Source organism: Allobosea eneae (assembly GCF_042657265.1).
In the GTDB taxonomy this organism is placed as follows: domain Bacteria; phylum Pseudomonadota; class Alphaproteobacteria; order Rhizobiales; family Beijerinckiaceae; genus Allobosea; species Allobosea eneae.
The window spans coordinates 18622-35592 of sequence record NZ_JBHSLW010000001.1 but is presented as its reverse complement, the minus strand read 5'-3'; the positions used below and the strand labels follow the sequence as shown (position 1 = coordinate 35592).

Here is a 16971-nt window from a genome sequence, read left to right as displayed (position 1 = left end):
GCTATGATACTGAAATACAAAAAGAAATTTGATATCCGCCCGCACCGGCCGTACGATAGAACGGTCGAAACCCCTCCTTGCCGTGCTTCCGCCCTGCTTACGCGAGAAGCCTTCCGAAAAGAGAGCGAAGCGTGGCGAAACTGACCAAACGAACCGTCGACAACGCCGCGATCGGTGAGTCGGACTACATCACCTGGGACGAGGATTTGCCCGGATTCGGGCTTCGCGTCTTTGCGTCCGGCAAGCGGAGCTATCTGGTGCAGTATCGCTCGGCCGGGCGCTCGCGACGCTACACGATCGGTCTGCATGGGGTCTGGACGCCCGAGGCGGCAAGGCGCGAAGCGAAAGTCCTGCTCGGTCAGGTCGCAAGGGGCGGAAACCCCGCCGAGGATCGCAAGCTCGATCGCGAAGCGATCACGGTCAAGGAGCTTTGTGCCCGCTACCTCGCCGACCTCGAGCGAGGTCTTATTCTCGGCAAGCGAGGCCGCCCGAAGAAGGCTACCACGATCGTCACGGATACGGGACGCATCCAGCGTCATCTCATTCCATTGCTCGGCAGCCGGCGGGTTCGTGATCTGACAAGGGCCGACATCACCCAGGCCATGAAAGACATCATGGCAGGTAAGACGCGGGCTGATGTGAAGACTGAAAAGTTGCGCGGCCGGGCGATCGTGCGCGGAGGCGCCGGCGCGGCAACGCGCACGATCGGCCTCCTAGGCGGCATTCTGAGCCATGCGGTCGAACTCGGCATCATCGAGGGCAATCCCGCACACGGTGTCCGCAAGCCGAAGGACAACGTCAACGGCCGCCGGCTGAGCGAGCAGGAATATCGCGCGCTCGGCGAAATTCTCAGGAAGGCAACCGAGGACGGGCAATATACGACTGCGGCGGAGATGATCTGGGTCCTTGCCCTCACCGGCTGCCGGCGCAGCGAGATCATCAAGCTGCGTTGGAGCGAGATCGACTTCGAGGGCAGTTGCCTGCGCCTCACCGACAGCAAGGAAGGCGCGTCGGTACGGCCGGTCGGCCTGCCGGTGCTTGAGTATTTCGAGGGGCGGCTCGAGGAAGGCACGGAGGGTTATGCGTTTGCCGGCTGGACCGACGATACGCCCTTCGGAAGCTTTCCGAACCATTGGACGAAGATATTAGGCAAGACCGAGTTCGCCGACATCACGCCGCATGTCCTGCGGCACAGCTTCGCCAGCATCGCCAACGATCTCGGTTTCACCGAAGCGACCATTGCTGCCCTGGTAGGCCATTCGCGCGGGACTGTGACGAGCCGCTACATCCATACGGTAGACACCGCGCTCGTCATGGCCGCGGACAATATCGCCGGCTACATTCAAGGTCTGCTGGATGGCGTCGCCTTCAGCCACACCTCGTATGCGCTCGACCGGGCCTCGCGAAAGGCGTCGCTCGCGCATTTCCTCGGGAACACGGATACTGGAGCGGATGAGAGTGATCGTGATGCGGCGTAGCCGCATCGAATTAGAATTTGAGATCGATGTGCTGTGCGATCCGACCCTTCCGGCGGACGAGGCTCGCGCCGAAGGCATCTTCGATCGCGATTCTAGCGAGGGCTCAGTTAGGCGGCTCTGCACGGGATAGGCTGCAGGCATCGTGCTGCCCGCACCGACGCGGTCGGCGACACGCCTGCCGATTGCATCGCTGTCCGAAAGCAGATTATAGAAGACATTGACGATGGGCGCGCCGATATAATAGCGGTCTGCTGAGCGCCCCATTTGCGGACATTGGCACTTTGCCTGAAAGCGGACATTCATAACGCCATGACGTTTAAAGCCAGGCGTTCTATCGATGATGGCAACTTGCCAGTTATGCATCTGACAAAACTGTCGAAACGACAGCACGAGCATTGACAGAGGTTCGCTATCGGCCGGCACTTTGCCATTCTGCTCTAGTGAGCCATAAGCAGCGGGACGGGAGAGCTGGCCAGAAAATCCGCGGTGACGCCGCCCAGGACCCATTCTCTGAAGCGCGAATGGCCGTAAGCTCCTGCGACGATCAGGTCTGCAGAAGTCCGTCTTGCCTCATTGAGAAGGGCGTCGCCTGGGGTGGTCTCGGTTTGCAGGGCATTCGCCGTCACCTTGGCGCCGCAGCGGGTGAGATGGGCCGTGATGTCGGTTAGGGCTTCGGCCCCGCCCATCCGCCCATGGGCCTCTTCGCTGACCGTCACGACCTGCACCTGCGAAGCCTGGGCGATCAGAGGCATGGCTTCTGCAACTGCCCGAGCGCTTTGGCGGGAATCGACCCAAGCAACGAGAACCGTTCGGATCGCAGACCGCAGTTCGGCCTTCGGCGGCAGCAGGCAGAGGCCTCGTCCGCCGTCGAACATCACACTCTCGATCATCGCACGCCAGCGCGCCTGTTCGCCGTCACGTGGGCTGCTCGCCACGAAGAGATCATTCCAGCGCGCCTCGGTCGCAACCGCTTGTTCAAGCATGCCTGGGACGGCGTCAAGGCGGCGCAACTCATTGGTTGGTCTAAGCTTGTCGAAGCGCTGGTTCAGGCGAGTCTCGATGGCGCTTCCCTCCACGACGACGGCATCCGTCAACTGTCCGATCGCCGCGATGCCAAACTCGTCGAAGAAAAGTGCGGGATCAGGCAGCATGTTGGTGAAGATGCCGGTGAGCCGCGCCCCATGGCTTGCCGCCAATGCTTCGGCCCAGGCCAGACGGAACTCGTCTTCCGGCGAACCATCGAGATGGACGGCGATGTCGCGATAGGCGGCGAAGCCAACAGCCGGCGCCGACCGCACTGTCTCGGACGGTGATGAGACGTCGTTCATGGCAACCTCCGCTTCCACTGTGCATGGCGTGCGATCATCGAGCGACGGACGGAGCGGCTGCGCATTGATCTTCATCAAGGCGGTTGGAATTGGCGAAATCGCCGCGTTTTTGCGTTGCATCAATGCGGTGGCTGGGATCTGCGGCAGTCTCCGGTCGTAACAGTTCGACGAGATTTCGGAGAGCGATCATGACGCGGGCGATCCAGCCTCAAAGCCTTTTCGCAACGCAGTCTGAATGGGGACGCCGGCGGCGCCGGCCCAAAATGATGTGCGCCGCCGTATTCGTGGAGCCCGGCCGGATCGAGCTCCAGGACAAGCCGCTTCCCGAGCCGGGGCCGCTCGATGCGTTGCTGCGGATCACGACCACGACGATCTGCGGCACCGATATCCATATCCTCAAGGGCGAGTATCCGGTGGCTCGCGGGCTGACGATTGGCCACGAGCCGGTCGGCATGATCGAGAAGCTCGGGTCGGAAGCGAAGGGCTTTCGGGAGGGACAACGCGTGATCGCCGGCGCGATCACACCATCGGGACACAGCGCCGCCTGCCTCTGCGGCTGCCTCTCGCAAGATGGGCCCGGCGAGCGGCATGGCTTCAAGGCCATGGGCGGCTGGCGCTTCGGCAATACGATCGACGGAGCGCAGGCCCAATACCTGCTCGTGCCTGACGCGATGGCCAATCTTGCGCACGTCCCGTCCGGTTTGACCGACGAACAGGTTCTGATGTGCCCAGACATCATGTCGACCGGTTTCTCCGGCGCCGAGAGCGGTGGAGTGAAGATCGGCGATTGCGTCGCCGTCTTCGCGCAGGGACCGATCGGCTTGTGCGCCACGGCAGGCGCCCTGCTGATGGGAGCGACTCGCATCATCGCCGTGGAAAGCATTCCGGCGCGACAGCAGATGGCGCGGCGGCTCGGGGCGGACGAGATCGTCGATTTCAGCAAGGGCGATCCCGTCGCCGAGATCATGCGGCTGACGGATGGACGCGGCGTCGACGTCGCGATCGAGGCGCTCGGCAGGCAAGAGACGTTCTCCGCCGCCCTGGCGGTTCTGCGCCCCGGCGGAACGCTGTCTTCGCTCGGCGTCTATTCAGGTGACCTGACGATACCGCTCGGCGCCTTCGCAGCGGGGCTGGGCGACCATCGCATCGTGACCACGCTTTGCCCCGGCGGGAAGGAGCGGATGCGCCGCCTGATCGACGTGGTCGACGCCGGGCGTATCGATCTCAGCGCGCTAGTCACGCATCGCTTCCCGCTGGAACGCATCAAGGAGGCGTACGAACTCTTCGGCGCGCAGCGCGACGGCGTCCTCAAGGTCGCGATCAAGCCTTAGCCGGCCGGGGAGAGCAGGTAATCCCGGCCGCTCGTCGCGGCGAAAATTCCGCAGCAGCAATCGCAGCCGAACGTTTTTTGCCAGATTGAATGAAAGCCGCGACGCTCTGTTAAAGCGCCGCATGTCGACCGGTGGCTGCGGCGCGGGTCCGCGGCAAATTTCGATCGTTTCCAACTCACGGAACACGTGCTGTATTGATCCGGCGGCATGATCCGGGCGGGCGTGATTCCGGTCGAGGTCATGGCTTAGCGTCAAGCCTCGGTCTCTTTTTGGAGCCCGGATGCAGAGATCAACGGAAGCAGACGAGATGCTGGCCGAGACGGTTCCGGCTGACATCCCATCCTCGGACACGGTCGAGCGGTTCGTTCTTCTGGTGCTCGACGCCAGCGGACGGATCTGCAGCGTCAGCGCAGGCTGCGAGCAGGTGATCGGATGGAGCGCTGGCGAGCTCTGCGGGCAGTCGCATCATCTATTGTATGGCGAACAGGATCAGGGGACGGGACGCCCAGCGTCCGACCTGCGCGCTGCCGAGCTGAAGGAACTCAGGCTCGAGGCGCCGCGCCGCACCAAGAGTGGCGCCGATTTCCAGGCTCGGATCACCATCTCGGCGTTGCACGGGCATCGGAAGCAGGTCCTCGGCTTCGGTATCGTGCTGCGCGATACCGGTGGGCAGCGTAGCGCCGAAGGAGCCTTGCGCGCCAGCGAAGCGCATTTGCGCTCGATCCTGGAGACGGTGCCGGACGCGATGATCGTTATCGACGAGCGGGGCCATGTCCAATCGTTCAGCGTCGCGGCGGTTCGGCAGTTCGGTTATCAGCCGAGCGAGGTCATCGGCGAGAACGTCAAGATGCTGATGCCGGACCCGTATCGCTCGCAGCATGACGGTTATATCGGGCGCTATCTCTCGACTGGCGAGAAGCGGATCATTGGGATCGGCCGCGTCGTGGTCGGCCAGCGCAAGGATGGTTCGACCTTCCCGATGGAGCTCTCGGTCGGCGAGATGCGCTCCGGCGGCCAACGTTACTTCACTGGCTTCATCCGCGACCTGACCGAGCGCCAGCAGACCGAAACCCGCCTGCAGGAGCTTCAATCAGAGCTTGTGCACGTGTCCCGCTTCACCGCCCTCGGCGACATGGCGTCGACGCTCGCTCATGAACTGAACCAGCCGCTGACGGCGATCACGAACTACCTCAAGGGCTGCCACCGCATCCTGCAGAGGTTCGAGGGCGACGAGTTCCAGCTGCTGCGCGACGGGGTCAACCAAGCGGCCGAGCAGGCCTTGCGGGCCGGCCAGGTAATCCGGCACCTGCGCGAGTTCGTCGCGCGCGGCGAGAGCGAGCGGCATGTGGAAGCCCTGCCGAAACTCATCGAGGAGGCGAGCGCGCTCGCCCTCGTCGGTGCCAAGGAAAAGGGCGTGCGCATAACCTTCGCGCTCGATCCGACGGCCGCCTACGTGTTGGCGGATCGGATCCAGGTTCAGCAGGTCCTGCTGAACCTGATCCGCAACGCCCTCGAAGCCATGTCCGGCTCGCAACGACGCGAACTTTCGATCTCGACGAGGGCGGTTGCCGACGAACTGATTGAGATCAGCATCGCCGATACGGGGCCCGGCATCAGCCCAGCCGTCGCCGAGCAATTGTTCCAACCCTTCATGACGACCAAGAAGCAGGGCATGGGCGTCGGCTTGTCGATCTGCAGAACGATCGTCGAGGCGCATGGCGGTAAGATCTGGGCCGATAGTCGTCCTGGCGAAGGGACCACGTTCAGCTTTACGTTGCGCGCGGTCGATCCCGGAGAGTTCCAGAATGGCTGAAGAGGCGGTCGTTCATATCGTCGACGACGATGCGGCGGTGCGCCAGTCACTGTCGTTCCTCCTCGCTTCTGACGGCCTGCCGGTCAGGCTCCACGAGTCGGCGGTCGCATTCCTCGACAAGGTCGGCGCCGGTGGCAGGGGCTGTGTGGTGACCGATGTCCGGATGCCGGAGATCGATGGCATCGAATTCCTGCGCCGTCTCAGGCAGAGCGGCTACGCCATGCCGGTGATCGTGATGACCGGCCATGCCGACGTGCCGCTGGCCGTCGAGGCGATGAAGGAGGGAGCGCTCGATTTTGTCGAGAAGCCCTTCGACGACGAGACGATTCTCGGCGCGGTCCGCTCGGCATTGAGCCGCCATCGCGAGCGTTTCCGCATCGACAACGAGACGCAGGAGATCAGGCAGCGACTTCAATCGCTGTCCGAACGCGAACGTCAGGTGCTGGATGGGTTGGTCGCCGGCAAGGCAAACAAGGTCATCGCCTTCGACCTCGATATCAGTCCTCGGACTGTCGAGATCTACCGCGCCAATGCCATGACGAAGATGCAGGCGCGCAGCCTGTCCGAGCTCGTCCGCTTCGTGCTTCTGGCCGGGGCCAAGGACGACAAGCCCTAAGGGGTTTCCCGGAATTTCCGAAGAGCTTGGCGAGCGCGATAACGGCTCGCATGTCTGTCAAGAACCCTCCGACGTTGGAATCCACCGGGCCGGTGATCATCGTCGACGATGATCCCGCCGTCCTGCGTTCGCTGAAGTTCGCCCTCGAGATCGAGGGGCTCGACGTCCGCATCTATGGCGATGCGCAGAGCCTTCTTCTCGACGACGATCTTCCTGCCCGTGGCTGCCTCGTCATCGACTATGCGATGGCCGGGATGGATGGCTTTGAGCTGATCGACCGGCTGAGGCGCCGCGATGTCCGGCTTCCGGCAATTCTCATGACAGGTCTTCCCAGCCGGGAGGTGCGGGAGCGCGCGAGACGGGCAGGCTTCTGCAAAGTGCTCGAGAAACCCCTGCATGACAGCGCGCTGCTCGACGGAATCCGGAGCGCCCTGACGCGATCGCAGGAAGGGCCTCAGTAAAATCCCTTAGGAGTGTATCGGATTTTGGCAGGGTTCCGCGGGAGGTAGAACGTCATCACAGATCGCAAGCGGAGACATGCCGATGCAGACCGCTCTTCAGTACCCCCACGCCGGGCATGCGGTACCAGGTGCCATCGTCCAGAAGCGCGCCATTGCGTTCATCGATGTTCCGACACGCTTCAAGAAGGGGCAGACCGTCTTTTCCGAAGGCTCAGCTGCGCTGCACTTCTACGAGGTGGTCTCCGGAACGGTTCGGACGTCGCAACTCCTCAAGGACGGGCGGCGCCAGATCGACGCCTTTCACCTGAAGGGTGATCTTTTCGGATTTGAGGCGTCCGCCCTGCACCGGGTCGGCGCCGAGGTCGTCGAAGACGCGACGCTGCGGATCTATCAGCGCTCGCAGCTCGAGCGGATGCTGGCGGAAGATGCTGAATTCGCCCAGCGCGTGGTCGCGGCGATGATGCATGCGATCGAGCGCGCGCAGAGCCACATGCTCCTGCTCGGCCGCAAGAGCGCCCTGGAACGCATCGCGACCTTCCTGCTGGACATGTCGGGACGTCTCTCCGAGATGAGCCATCTGGATCTGCCCATGTCGCGCAGCGACATCGCCGATCATCTCGGTCTCACGATCGAGACCGTCTCCCGCACGTTGACTCAGCTCGAGCGTAAAGGCGTCATCGAGCTGCCGTCCCATCGCCGCTCGATCGTCCTGCGCGACCGGATCGCCTTACGCCGTCTCGACGCCTGAGGCCTGCGCCGCGGCGATCAAGGGACTCTCGGCCTGCTTGTGGAGCAAATGTCTCAAAGCAGCGGCACTCTGTCGCCGTAAGCAAGCATGGAGCCGAGAATGAGCACATACCGCTTCGATGCGCTGATGCAGCCGCGCTCGGTCGCGATTGTCGGAGCCAGCGAACGCGCCGGATCGGTCGGGCAGGCCGTCCTCGCCAATCTTCGCGAGGGTGGATTCGCCGGGTCCCTGTGGCCGGTCAATCCCCGCCATCGAACGATCAGCGGCGAAGCCTGCCATCCCGATCTCGCGGCCCTCCCGGAGCCGCCAGACCTCGCCATCGTCTGTACGCCACCGGATGCGGTGCGGAGCGTCGTCGAGGCCGCCGCCAAGCAAGGGATCGGGGCCTGCCTGATCCTGACGGCAGGGCTGGGGCGCGGGCCGGGTTCCGCGGCCTGGGCGATCCGGGAGCTCGGCCGCGCGGTCGGAATGCGCATCGTCGGGCCCAATTGCCTGGGGCTGATGTCGCCCTATGCGCGCCTCAATGCGAGCTTCGCTTCCGGACAGCTCCAGCAGGGCGATCTCGCCCTGATCTCCCAATCCGGCGCTGTCGCTGCCGGCCTGATCGACTGGGCGGCGGCGCATCGCCTCGGCTTTTCCGGAGTCCTCACGCTGGGCGACCAGATCGACGTCGATTTCGGCGACTGCCTCGATCATTTCGCACTCGATCCCGGGACGCGGGCGATCCTGCTCTATGTCGAGGCCATCGCCGATCCACGCAAGTTCATGTCGGCGGCGCGCGCGGCCGCGCGAGTCAAGCCGGTCGTCGTCATCAAGGCCGGCCGCCATGCGCCCGCAGCCGCGGCGGCCGCGACCCATACCGGCGCGCTTGCCGGCTCCGATGCGGTCTACGATGCGGCCTTCAGGCGAGCCGGGCTGGTCAGGGCCTATGATGTCGCCGATCTGTTCGCCGCCGCCGAGACGCTCGGACGCCAGTCGCCGTTCGATGGCGATCGGGTCGCGATCCTGACCAATGGCGGCGGTATCGGCGTGCTTGCGGTCGACCGTCTGCTCGATCTCGGCATCAGCATGGCGACCCTGACTGAGGCGACGAGAGCCCGGCTCGATGCCGTCCTGCCGCCATCATGGTCCCAGGCCAACCCGGTCGACATCATTGGCGACGCCGATGCCGATCGTTTCGCCAAGGCGCTCGATATCCTGCTCGAGGACGAGAACAGCGATGCCCTTCTGGTTCTCGACGTCGCGACCCGCCTGACCAGCCAGCGCGAGGCCGCCGAAGCGATCGCGCATGTCGTCGAGCAGCGCCGGGCGCGCCGAGAGCTCCGCAAGCCTGTGTTCACGGCCTGGATCGGAGCCGACAAGGAGGAGGGGCCCGATCGTTTCGTGGCTGCCGGGATCCCAAGCTTTCCGACCGAAGCGGATGCCGTGAGGGGCATGGCTCATCTGATTGCCTATCGCCGGGCTCAAACCGAGCTGATGCGCATGCCGGACGGCATGCCGCAGGATTTCGTCCCAGATACGCCGGCCGCAAAAGCGGCCATCGGCGAGGCGCTTCGGAAGGGTGAAAACTGGCTCGATCCGATCGAGACGGCGCGGGTGCTCGAAGCCTATGCGATCCCGGTCGCGGCGCCGCGCCTTGCATCCGATCCGCAGGAGGCGGCCAGGTTTGGCGCCGAGGTGCTCGCGGCCGGCAACACGGTGGTGCTCAAGCTGCATTCGGCCGACATCATCCACAAGTCCGATGTGGATGGTGTCGCACTCGACCTGACCACGGCCGAAGCCGTCCGCGTCGCCGCTGAGAACATGCTGGCGCGCATTCGAAAGATCAGGCCGGAGGCACGGATATCGGGCTTTCTGGTTCAACCGATGATCCGGCGGCGCAATGCCCGCGAGCTGATCGCCGGCATCGCCGACGACCCGACGTTCGGTCCGGTCATCGTCTTCGGCCGAGGCGGGACGGCGGTCGAGGCGATCGCCGACAAGGCACTGGCGCTGCCGCCTCTCGATCTCGATCGGGCTCGCGACCTCATTGCCCGCACCAGGGTGTCCCGTGTCCTGGCGGCTTACCGGAACGTTCCTGCCGCCAATCTCGACGCTGTGGCGACAACGCTCGTCAAGCTTGCCCAACTGGCGGCGGATTGTCCCGAAATCCGCGAGCTCGACCTCAACCCTCTGCTCGCCGACCCGGACGGCGTCATCGTGGTCGATGCCCGGATCAGGGTGATGCCGGTTGGCGCCTGCCGCGAGAATGATCATCCGCGCATGGTGATCCGGCCTTATCCCCGCCATCTGGAGCGGCGGACGGTGCTGAAGGACGGCCGCAAGATCCTGATCAGGCCGTTGCGCCCGGAGGATGAGAAGCTCTATCCGGATTTCCTGGCGGGCATCACCGAGGACGATCTGCGCCTGCGCTTCTTCGCCCTTCCGCGCAAGCCCAGCCACGATTTCATCGCGCGGCTGACCCAGCTGGACTATGCGCGCGCGATCGCGTTCGCCGCCATCTCCGAGGAGGATGGGCGCCTCCTCGGCGTCTCACGCCTGCATGCCGACGCCAATCATGAGCGCGCTGAATACGCCGTGCTCGTCCGCTCCGATCTGAAGGGCCAGGGCCTGGGCTGGACGCTGATGGAAATGGTGATCGCCTGGGCTCGGCAGGAGGGGTTGTCGGTCATTCACGGCCAGGTGATGCGCGGAAACTCCACCATGCTGAGGATGTGCCGCGAGCTCGGCTTCGGCACGCGGCCCGAGCCGAACGACACCGATCTGGTCAATGCCGAGCTGATTCTTCGGCCTGCTCCCGGCGTTTGAGGAACATCAAGGCGCTCAAGGGCGCCGCGTGCTCCTGCTTGTCGATCACAAGGCGCACTCGGGGTCTCTATCGCGGGAACGGGCTGACCATAAGGAGGAGGTTACAATGACAGGCTTGAGCAAGATTTCGCTGCAGCTCGCGCGTTGTCCCGAGTTTCCCGAAGGCAATCCGCGCGACGGCTACGAGATCGTCGCACCGCTCGACGAAGCGGGGCGGCTCGACACGGAGGCCTGGCACGCCCAGCGCGATCACTGCCGCGTGAGGCGGTTGGCACCTGACGGAGCAACGCGCCACGGCAGGCTGCTCCACCGCGCGGGCGGAGCAGGTGGAGCGAGCTGGGTCTTCGACTATGATGACCGGTCTGACGCGGACGATGAAGGCGGCTTTCGCCTCGACAGCCACCGGATGGCGCCTGGCGAATATGTGTCGATCAAGGACGCCGGCGGGCGTTTGCGGACCTATGCCGTCATGGCGGTCCGGAAGGCCTGATCTACCGGCTGCCGGAGCACCTGAACCTCACGCCGCGGCGGCCGGTCAGCCCTTGGGATGCATCTGCTTGGTGTGTTCGAAGAACGTGGCGTTAGGGCAGAAGCTAGGGCCGTTCTCGGCGCTATGGTCCTGCTCGATCCATTTGCCGCACGCTTCATGAGCGGCGCACCAGAGACAGCGGCGATTGGCGGCGTCATAGAGCCGCCCGCGACTTGCCGCCAGTTCGGGCTCAATGCCAATTCGCTCCATCATGGCGCCCATCAACCGGGCCTGCCGTTCGAAACGGCGCCTGAGCCAGATGCGCATGGTGGTGCTCCGTCGGTTGCAAGTCGAGCACGCATTATCGGGATCGAGCGACATGCTCGCCTTGATCTCGGACAAGTCCGCGCATGGCGACCCGGTTGAGGGGGCTTTGACGCGCATCAAGGCGGAGCCCAACCCGCGATCTAAGATCGTCTCCGATAGCCATCAGTGGGAGGCTCCGATGTCCTACGCCGAGATATTGGTTGCCCTGGGCGAAGACGATGCCGCCTATCAGCGAGGCAGCTATGCGGGAATGCTCGCTGGCCAGCTCGGCGCGAGCCTTCTGGGTGTTCTGTCGCGATGGCCGCACCCGCCGGAGGTCGAGCCAAACGCCACAATCGGGATGGTGGGCGAGCTGCTCGCGGAAGCGCGCGCCAGCTGCCATGTCGATCTCGCCACAGTGGAGGCAGGGTTCCGCGCCACGGTCGAAGCGAGCGTCGACCAAGTCTTCTTTGCTGGCGGAATCGGATCGATGACCGAAGCGGTGCTGCGCGAAGCGCGGCGCGCCGACCTCATCGTGATCGGACAGTCGACATCATCGGGCAATGATGATGGTCCCTGCGATGCGCAGGTGTTGCTCGTCCGCGGCGGGCGGCCCGTCCTGGTCGCGCCGCCTGCCTACGAGGCTCGCGCGCTGCCGCGACATATTGCGATAGCCTGGCGCGACTGTCGGGCCTCGCGACGCGTTGTACGTGAGGCTCTGCCGCTGTTGCGCCGGGCGCAGCAGGTCAGCGTGGTCACCTTGAACGAGGTACTGTCGGCCGCACCGGCAAGCAGCGCCGCCGATGTCGCCGATTTCCTGCAGAGCCACGGCGTCCCCGCGAGGGCCCGCGGTCGAAGCGGGGCAGCACCGCTGCGAGAGCTCCTGCATATCCTCGACGAAGACGATGCCGATCTGCTCGTCGCGCCCGCCTATTGCAGCAATCAGCTCGTGTGTTCCGAGCTGGTGCGGCAGACGACGCGGATGTTGTCGCGCTGCCGCATTCCCTGCCTTCTCTCGACCTGACTGCGAGCAGCGCCGCTCCGAAATGGGCTGTTGACACACTCATGATTGACCCGATCAGGCCAACAAGGCGCGATCGGGCCGGTTTTTTTAGTGAGACATCAGACAGCAAACCGGCGTCGATTCCAGTAGATCTGCAGTCATCCCGCCGAGCAGCCACTCGCGCATTCGGCTGTGGCCATATGCGCCGGATACAATCAGGTCCGAGTTCTGGCGGCGCGCACAGTCGATCAACTCTTGCGCTGCGAAATTGGTGATCTTGGGCCGCACATCGAGGTCAGCCGCAACACCGTGCAGAGCGAGATAGTCGCGTACGTCATGGGTGCCCTGCTCGGGAGCCCCCTCTCCAACGGAGACGATGGTCACAGTCTTGGCACGCTTGAGGAAGGGCAGAGCATCCCAGACGGCGCGTCGCGCCTCCCGCGTATCGCGCCAGGCGATTACGATGTTCTCGGCCAAAAGCTCGGCGACGTCCGGCGGCGCGACGAGAAGCGGACGCCCGAGATCCATGACAAGATCAGCAGGGGCGAGTGCCATCCTGCCTTGCGGCGCGTCGAGTGAGGACTGCCGGCCCACCACCACGATATCGGCAGCGCGAGCGTTGCGCGTGATGTAGGGAAGCGGCGTGTCGATGGCGCTGCGCCAGACGATGTCGTTGTAATGTCCGGCGACGCGCCGAAAGATGGCCTCCGCCCTTGCAAGGTCCTCCTGCGCAGCCTTCGTGGCCTCCTCGACAAGCATCGCATCGACGCTGACTGTACCGTCTCCGAGATAAAGGACAGCACGTTCCTGAGCGGCAATGCCGATCAGACGGCTGCCGAAGCGCTCTGCGAGCGACAACGCGAGCCTGACACGATCGGCTGCGCCAGCACCGAGATTGATCGGGACCATGACGCTCGCGAGGCCAAAATCCTGTGATGAGGCCGTGTTCAGTTCCATGACGATCTCCCTGGTTGGAGTGACAAGGAAGCTTCGACCTGAGTGGAGAGAACGGCATTGATTTGCCGCAAGCAGCGGCAAGCTTGTCATGCGCGCGCATCGGTGGCGCCAGCGTAGCCGAGCAAGACGCGCTTCACTGCCGCGGCTACGCTCGCCGCTTCGACGTTTGCGCGGATCGTGGTCCAGTCGGTCGGCGCTCCGTGCCTTGCGATCTGCTGCACCACCACATCCGGCGTGGCGTCGGACGGATCGTCCCGTCGGTGCGTGACGCGGTCGACCAGGGTCTTTTCTGGCGCATCCAGCCAGACGCCACGAAACGTGGCACCGACGCTGGCCGCGATCCCGACATAACGATCGCGATCGGCCTGCCGGTCGAACACCGCGTCGGCGATAACGGATCGGCCACCTCGTAGGACGCGCTCTGCGGTTTCGGCGAGCTCGGTATAGACGCGGAGGGAGATCTCCGTCCGATACGCATCTGCAGGCAGGCGGGCGCGCGCCGCGACGCCGAAGAGGCGTTTCCGGAAGCGATCGCTGGAAAGGACGCGCGCGCCGGGCGCGGCTCCCAGGCACGGCGCGACTGCGGCAGCGACCGTCGATTTCCCAGAGCCGGAATAACCGCCGATGGCCGTTAGCGTCGGCGGGCTCTCGCGCAGGAGTTCGCAGCAGAGGTCGAGATAGCCCTGAGCTTCGAGGGCGTTTTGGCAGATCGTCGCGGTTCGCGCCGTAACATGGGCCCGGACCGCGGCGCGCACCGCCATGAACAGCAGAAGCAGGGCGATGCCGGCATCGTCTCCGGTCGCGTCAAGATAGCGGTTGAACAGGATGTTGGCCAAATCCTTCGCGCCGCCATGCCACAGATCCATCAGCGCGAAGGCGACATCGTAAAGCACGTCGGTGGTGGCGAGGTCTTCGTCGAATTCGAGGCAGTCGAACAACGTCGGCCTGCCGTCGATGAGGCAAATATTGCGCAGGTGTAGATCGCCATGCACGCGCCGCACGAAGCCGTCTCGTGCGCGCTGATCGAGCAGGGCGGCATGACGCGTCAATGCCGCACGGCAGGCGGAATCCGCGGCGGCCACGGCATCCGGCTGCAGATGCGGCGCGCTTGCGAAGGCGCGCGTGTTGACGTCGAGCACGCGGCGCAGGCGCTCGGCGCCGCCGGCATCGTCGGCGACAGGGGCGGATCGATGAAATTCGGCGATGACGTCCGCGAGATCCTCGATCTGCACTCCGGTCAAGCTCCCTGCGCCGGCCAGCTTGTCGAACAGCATGGCACCGTCGAAGCGCCGCATCTCGAGGACGGCATCGACGAGTTGACCAGTGCCGTTCAAGACGAGGCGTCCGTCAGACTCGAGGGTAACGCGGTGCACCTGACGATAGAGATCGGGCGCCGTCCGGCGGTTCAACTCCAGCTCGCGCTCGCAAAGCTGCAGCCGGCGCTCCGGGCTGGAAAGATCGACATAGGGAAGGCGCACTGGCCGCTTCAGTTTGAAGGCGCGTTCGCCAAGCAGCAGCACCGTTGAGATATGCGTCGAGACCGACTCGTCCGGCGGCTCGCCCGAGCCGAACGCCCGCCGCGAGCACAAGAAGGCGATGACATCGTTCTGCCTGTCGACATCCATCCCGAGGGCTCCGGCTGCGCGCCAAAAGACTAGCTGCGGGCAGGCCTCTATGGCCTTGATGTCCCTCAACGCCGGCGCGCATTGGCATTATGTGGCGATGCCGACCGAACTCGACAGCTGTGAGGCGAGTTCCAACGGAGCCAGCCCTTGCGACCGCATGAGCGATAGCGACGCTCGTCAGTCGCTCAGCGCCCGCAGCGCGTTGAGCACCACCGCGACATCGATTCCCTCTTGCAACAGAGCCCCCTGCACGGGGGTCAGCCATCCCATGGCCGCCGCCGCCATGCCCAAGAGCGACAGCCCGATACCGGCGGAGACGCTCTGGAGCGCGACCTCGCGGGCGCGGCGTGCAATCTGCAATGCGAGCGGAAGACGATCCAGGCTGTCGACCAGCAAGACCATGTCGGCCGTCTCGGCGGAAGCGGCCGAGCCGTGCGTGCCGAGCGCGGCCCCAATCGTCGCGGCGGCGAGCGCCGGAGCATCGTTGACGCCGTCGCCAACCATCATGACCGGCCCGTATCGCTGCTCCGCCTTGACGATAGCGACCTTGTCGGCTGCGGATTGGTCGGCGTGGACGGCATCGAGCGGCAATCCCGCAGTCATTGCCGCTGCGATCTTCGGCAGGTCTCCGGTGGCCAGGACCACTCGCTCGACTCCGAGGGAACGTAATTCGCCAAGCACGTCTTCCGCGCCATGGCGCAAGCGGTCGGAAAGCAGGATCCTGCCCGCGAACTTGCCATCGATCGCGACGGCGACGATTGGCCTCCCATCCGGAACATATGCCAGGCTCTCCGTGTCGCACGTCGCGATCAAGCCTGTCACGAAATTCCAGCCACCCAAGGCGAGATGCAGTCCCTCGACGGAGCCGGAGATGCCTTCGCCGGCCGTTTCGCTCACCGCCTCGGGAACGGCGAGAGAAAGGCCACGGTCCTGTGCTTCGTCGACGAGGGCACGGGCCGCAACATGTGGTGAGGCCTGGTCGAGGGACGCTGCGAGCCGCAGCAGCGTGGTTTCGTCGCAGACGGGTGGCTCGGCCAGCTCGATGCCAGCCAGCCGAAGGCGTCCCTCCGTCAGCGTGCCGGTCTTGTCGAGCACGATCGTGCGAATGCCGGCGAGACCTTCGATGACCTGGGCGCCCTTGACGAGGATGCCGTGCCGGGCTGCACGCGACATGCCGGCCACGAGCGCGACAGGGACCGCAAGCAGAAGAGGGCACGGCGTGGCGATCACCAGGACAGCGACGGCCCGGACGGCATCGCCGCTCGCGGACCAGGCCAGGCCCGCCAGTGCAACAGTGATTGCGAGAAAGCCCAGCGCATAATGATCGGCTAGCCGCGACATCGGCGCCTTGGAACGCTGCGCGGCTTCGACCATTCGTACAATTCCGGCGTAGACGCTGTCCTTCGCCGCGCGGGAAGCGACGAGCTCGAAAGCCTCGCCGATATTGCTTGCCCCGCTAGGGACCTCGGCGCCGATCTCGCGACGAACCGGCAGCGATTCACCGGTCAGTGCCGACAGGTCCAGCCGGGCAATCCCCTTCCTGATCAGCCCGTCGACCGGCGTGACGTCGCCCTGCCGGATCAGCAGTCGATCGCCGGGTGCGATACTTTCCGCCGGCACCTCGTGCAGCCCGTCACCATCGAAGCGCAGCGCCCGCACCGGCCGGCGCGAGAGCAGCGCGGTCATGTCACGTTGTGCGCGTCCCTCGGCGAAGGCTTCCAGATACTGTCCGCCGGCATACATCAGCGCAACGATCGCAGCGGCCAGGCTCTCGCCGACGAAGAGCGCGGCGCTCATCGACAGGGCCGCCGCGATGTCGAGCCCGAACTCGCTGCGACGCAGGCTAACGAGGATGTCGAACGCGAGCTTGGCCAGGACCGGTAGCGTCGCGACCATCCAGGCCAAGTTCGCCGCAGCTTCGGTGCCGTACAGCTTCAAGGCGAGGCCTAGCGGCAGCCCGACCAGAGGCGATGCCACGATCCCGCGCTTCATCCAGCCGTGGAACAGGGCTGCACCCCCCCGCCTGTC

Annotated in this window: 14 protein-coding genes; 9 read left to right on the top strand and 5 right to left on the bottom strand. The window is 64.8% G+C overall.

Annotated elements, in window-relative coordinates; all coding sequences use genetic code 11:
• The first annotated feature begins 131 nt into the window (after positions 1-131).
• Entirely contained in the window at positions 132-1478 is a 1347-nt protein-coding gene (locus tag ACFPOB_RS00150; RefSeq protein ID WP_377794928.1) for a tyrosine-type recombinase/integrase, read from the top strand.
• A 437-nt stretch (positions 1479-1915) separates the two neighbouring features.
• Here ACFPOB_RS00150 and ACFPOB_RS00145 read toward each other — a convergent pair whose 3' ends face one another.
• On the bottom strand, positions 1916-2926 hold the full coding sequence (locus ACFPOB_RS00145; RefSeq protein WP_377794926.1) for a universal stress protein: 1011 nt from the start codon (positions 2924-2926) through the stop codon (positions 1916-1918).
• A gap of 146 nt (positions 2927-3072) precedes the next feature.
• Between ACFPOB_RS00145 and ACFPOB_RS00140 the strand changes: the two genes are divergently transcribed.
• From ACFPOB_RS00140 to ACFPOB_RS00110, 7 genes are all read left to right on the top strand, one after another.
• Positions 3073-4137: an NAD(P)-dependent alcohol dehydrogenase gene (locus ACFPOB_RS00140; RefSeq protein WP_377794925.1), complete on the top strand. Its 1065-nt coding sequence runs from the start codon at positions 3073-3075 to the stop codon at positions 4135-4137.
• 280 nt (positions 4138-4417) lie between these two features.
• Positions 4418-5950 carry a PAS domain S-box protein gene (locus ACFPOB_RS00135; RefSeq protein ID WP_377794923.1) on the top strand — a complete coding sequence of 511 codons (1533 nt, stop codon included), beginning with the start codon at positions 4418-4420 and terminating at the stop codon, positions 5948-5950.
• The gene (gene fixJ / locus ACFPOB_RS00130) at positions 5943-6566 is read left to right on the top strand and encodes a response regulator FixJ (RefSeq protein WP_377794921.1); all 624 of its coding nucleotides are present in this window, start codon (positions 5943-5945) and stop codon (positions 6564-6566) included. The genes ACFPOB_RS00135 and fixJ overlap by 8 nt, the downstream gene beginning before the upstream one ends.
• A gap of 92 nt (positions 6567-6658) precedes the next feature.
• Entirely contained in the window at positions 6659-7027 is a 369-nt protein-coding gene (locus ACFPOB_RS00125) for a response regulator (protein WP_377794919.1), read from the top strand.
• 76 nt (positions 7028-7103) lie between these two features.
• Positions 7104-7775 (top strand): helix-turn-helix domain-containing protein, encoded by a 672-nt coding sequence (locus ACFPOB_RS00120; protein WP_244543173.1) that lies wholly within the window; start codon positions 7104-7106, stop codon positions 7773-7775.
• 99 nt (positions 7776-7874) lie between these two features.
• A complete protein-coding gene (locus ACFPOB_RS00115; RefSeq protein ID WP_377794917.1) occupies positions 7875-10583 on the top strand; it encodes a bifunctional acetate--CoA ligase family protein/GNAT family N-acetyltransferase in 2709 nt (902 codons plus the stop codon).
• A gap of 106 nt (positions 10584-10689) precedes the next feature.
• Positions 10690-11073, top strand: a complete 384-nt coding sequence (locus ACFPOB_RS00110) for a hypothetical protein (RefSeq protein WP_377794915.1) — start codon at positions 10690-10692, stop codon at positions 11071-11073.
• A gap of 45 nt (positions 11074-11118) precedes the next feature.
• On the opposite strand, the gene ACFPOB_RS00105 is transcribed toward ACFPOB_RS00110, so the two are convergent.
• Complete coding sequence (locus ACFPOB_RS00105) at positions 11119-11379, bottom strand: DUF6455 family protein (RefSeq protein WP_377794913.1); 261 nt, start codon at positions 11377-11379, stop codon at positions 11119-11121.
• Between the two features lie 52 nt (positions 11380-11431).
• Here ACFPOB_RS00105 and ACFPOB_RS00100 point away from each other — a divergent pair, with 52 nt between their 5' ends.
• The gene (locus ACFPOB_RS00100; RefSeq protein ID WP_377794912.1) at positions 11432-12382 is read left to right on the top strand and encodes a hypothetical protein; all 951 of its coding nucleotides are present in this window, start codon (positions 11432-11434) and stop codon (positions 12380-12382) included.
• Positions 12383-12469: 87 nt separating this feature from the next.
• Here the strand turns inward: ACFPOB_RS00100 and ACFPOB_RS00095 are convergent, their stop codons facing one another.
• From ACFPOB_RS00095 to ACFPOB_RS00085, 3 genes are all read right to left on the bottom strand, one after another.
• Positions 12470-13318, bottom strand: a complete 849-nt coding sequence (locus tag ACFPOB_RS00095) for a universal stress protein (protein ID WP_377794910.1) — start codon at positions 13316-13318, stop codon at positions 12470-12472.
• 86 nt (positions 13319-13404) lie between these two features.
• Positions 13405-14838, bottom strand: a complete 1434-nt coding sequence (locus ACFPOB_RS00090) for a bifunctional aminoglycoside phosphotransferase/ATP-binding protein (protein WP_377794908.1) — start codon at positions 14836-14838, stop codon at positions 13405-13407.
• A gap of 282 nt (positions 14839-15120) precedes the next feature.
• On the bottom strand, positions 15121-16935 hold the full coding sequence (locus ACFPOB_RS00085) for a heavy metal translocating P-type ATPase (RefSeq protein WP_377794906.1): 1815 nt from the start codon (positions 16933-16935) through the stop codon (positions 15121-15123).
• Between the last annotated feature and the right edge of the window lie 36 nt (positions 16936-16971).

Bases quoted from the DNA above. Each gene is read 5' to 3' on its own strand.
- ACFPOB_RS00115 (WP_377794917.1), top strand. From the start codon at position 7,875: ATGAGCACATACCGCTTCGATGCGCTGATGCAGCCGCGCTCGGTCGCG.
- ACFPOB_RS00100 (WP_377794912.1), top strand. From the start codon at position 11,432: ATGCTCGCCTTGATCTCGGACAAGTCCGCGCATGGCGACCCGGTTGAG.
- ACFPOB_RS00095 (WP_377794910.1), bottom strand. From the start codon at position 13,318: ATGGAACTGAACACGGCCTCATCACAGGATTTTGGCCTCGCGAGCGTC.
- ACFPOB_RS00110 (WP_377794915.1), top strand. From the start codon at position 10,690: ATGACAGGCTTGAGCAAGATTTCGCTGCAGCTCGCGCGTTGTCCCGAG.
- ACFPOB_RS00145 (WP_377794926.1), bottom strand. From the start codon at position 2,926: ATGCAACGCAAAAACGCGGCGATTTCGCCAATTCCAACCGCCTTGATG.
- ACFPOB_RS00120 (WP_244543173.1), top strand. From the start codon at position 7,104: ATGCCGATGCAGACCGCTCTTCAGTACCCCCACGCCGGGCATGCGGTA.
- ACFPOB_RS00140 (WP_377794925.1), top strand. From the start codon at position 3,073: ATGTGCGCCGCCGTATTCGTGGAGCCCGGCCGGATCGAGCTCCAGGAC.
- ACFPOB_RS00085 (WP_377794906.1), bottom strand. From the start codon at position 16,935: ATGAAGCGCGGGATCGTGGCATCGCCTCTGGTCGGGCTGCCGCTAGGC.
- ACFPOB_RS00135 (WP_377794923.1), top strand. From the start codon at position 4,418: ATGCAGAGATCAACGGAAGCAGACGAGATGCTGGCCGAGACGGTTCCG.
- fixJ (WP_377794921.1), top strand. From the start codon at position 5,943: ATGGCTGAAGAGGCGGTCGTTCATATCGTCGACGACGATGCGGCGGTG.
- ACFPOB_RS00105 (WP_377794913.1), bottom strand. From the start codon at position 11,379: ATGCGCATCTGGCTCAGGCGCCGTTTCGAACGGCAGGCCCGGTTGATG.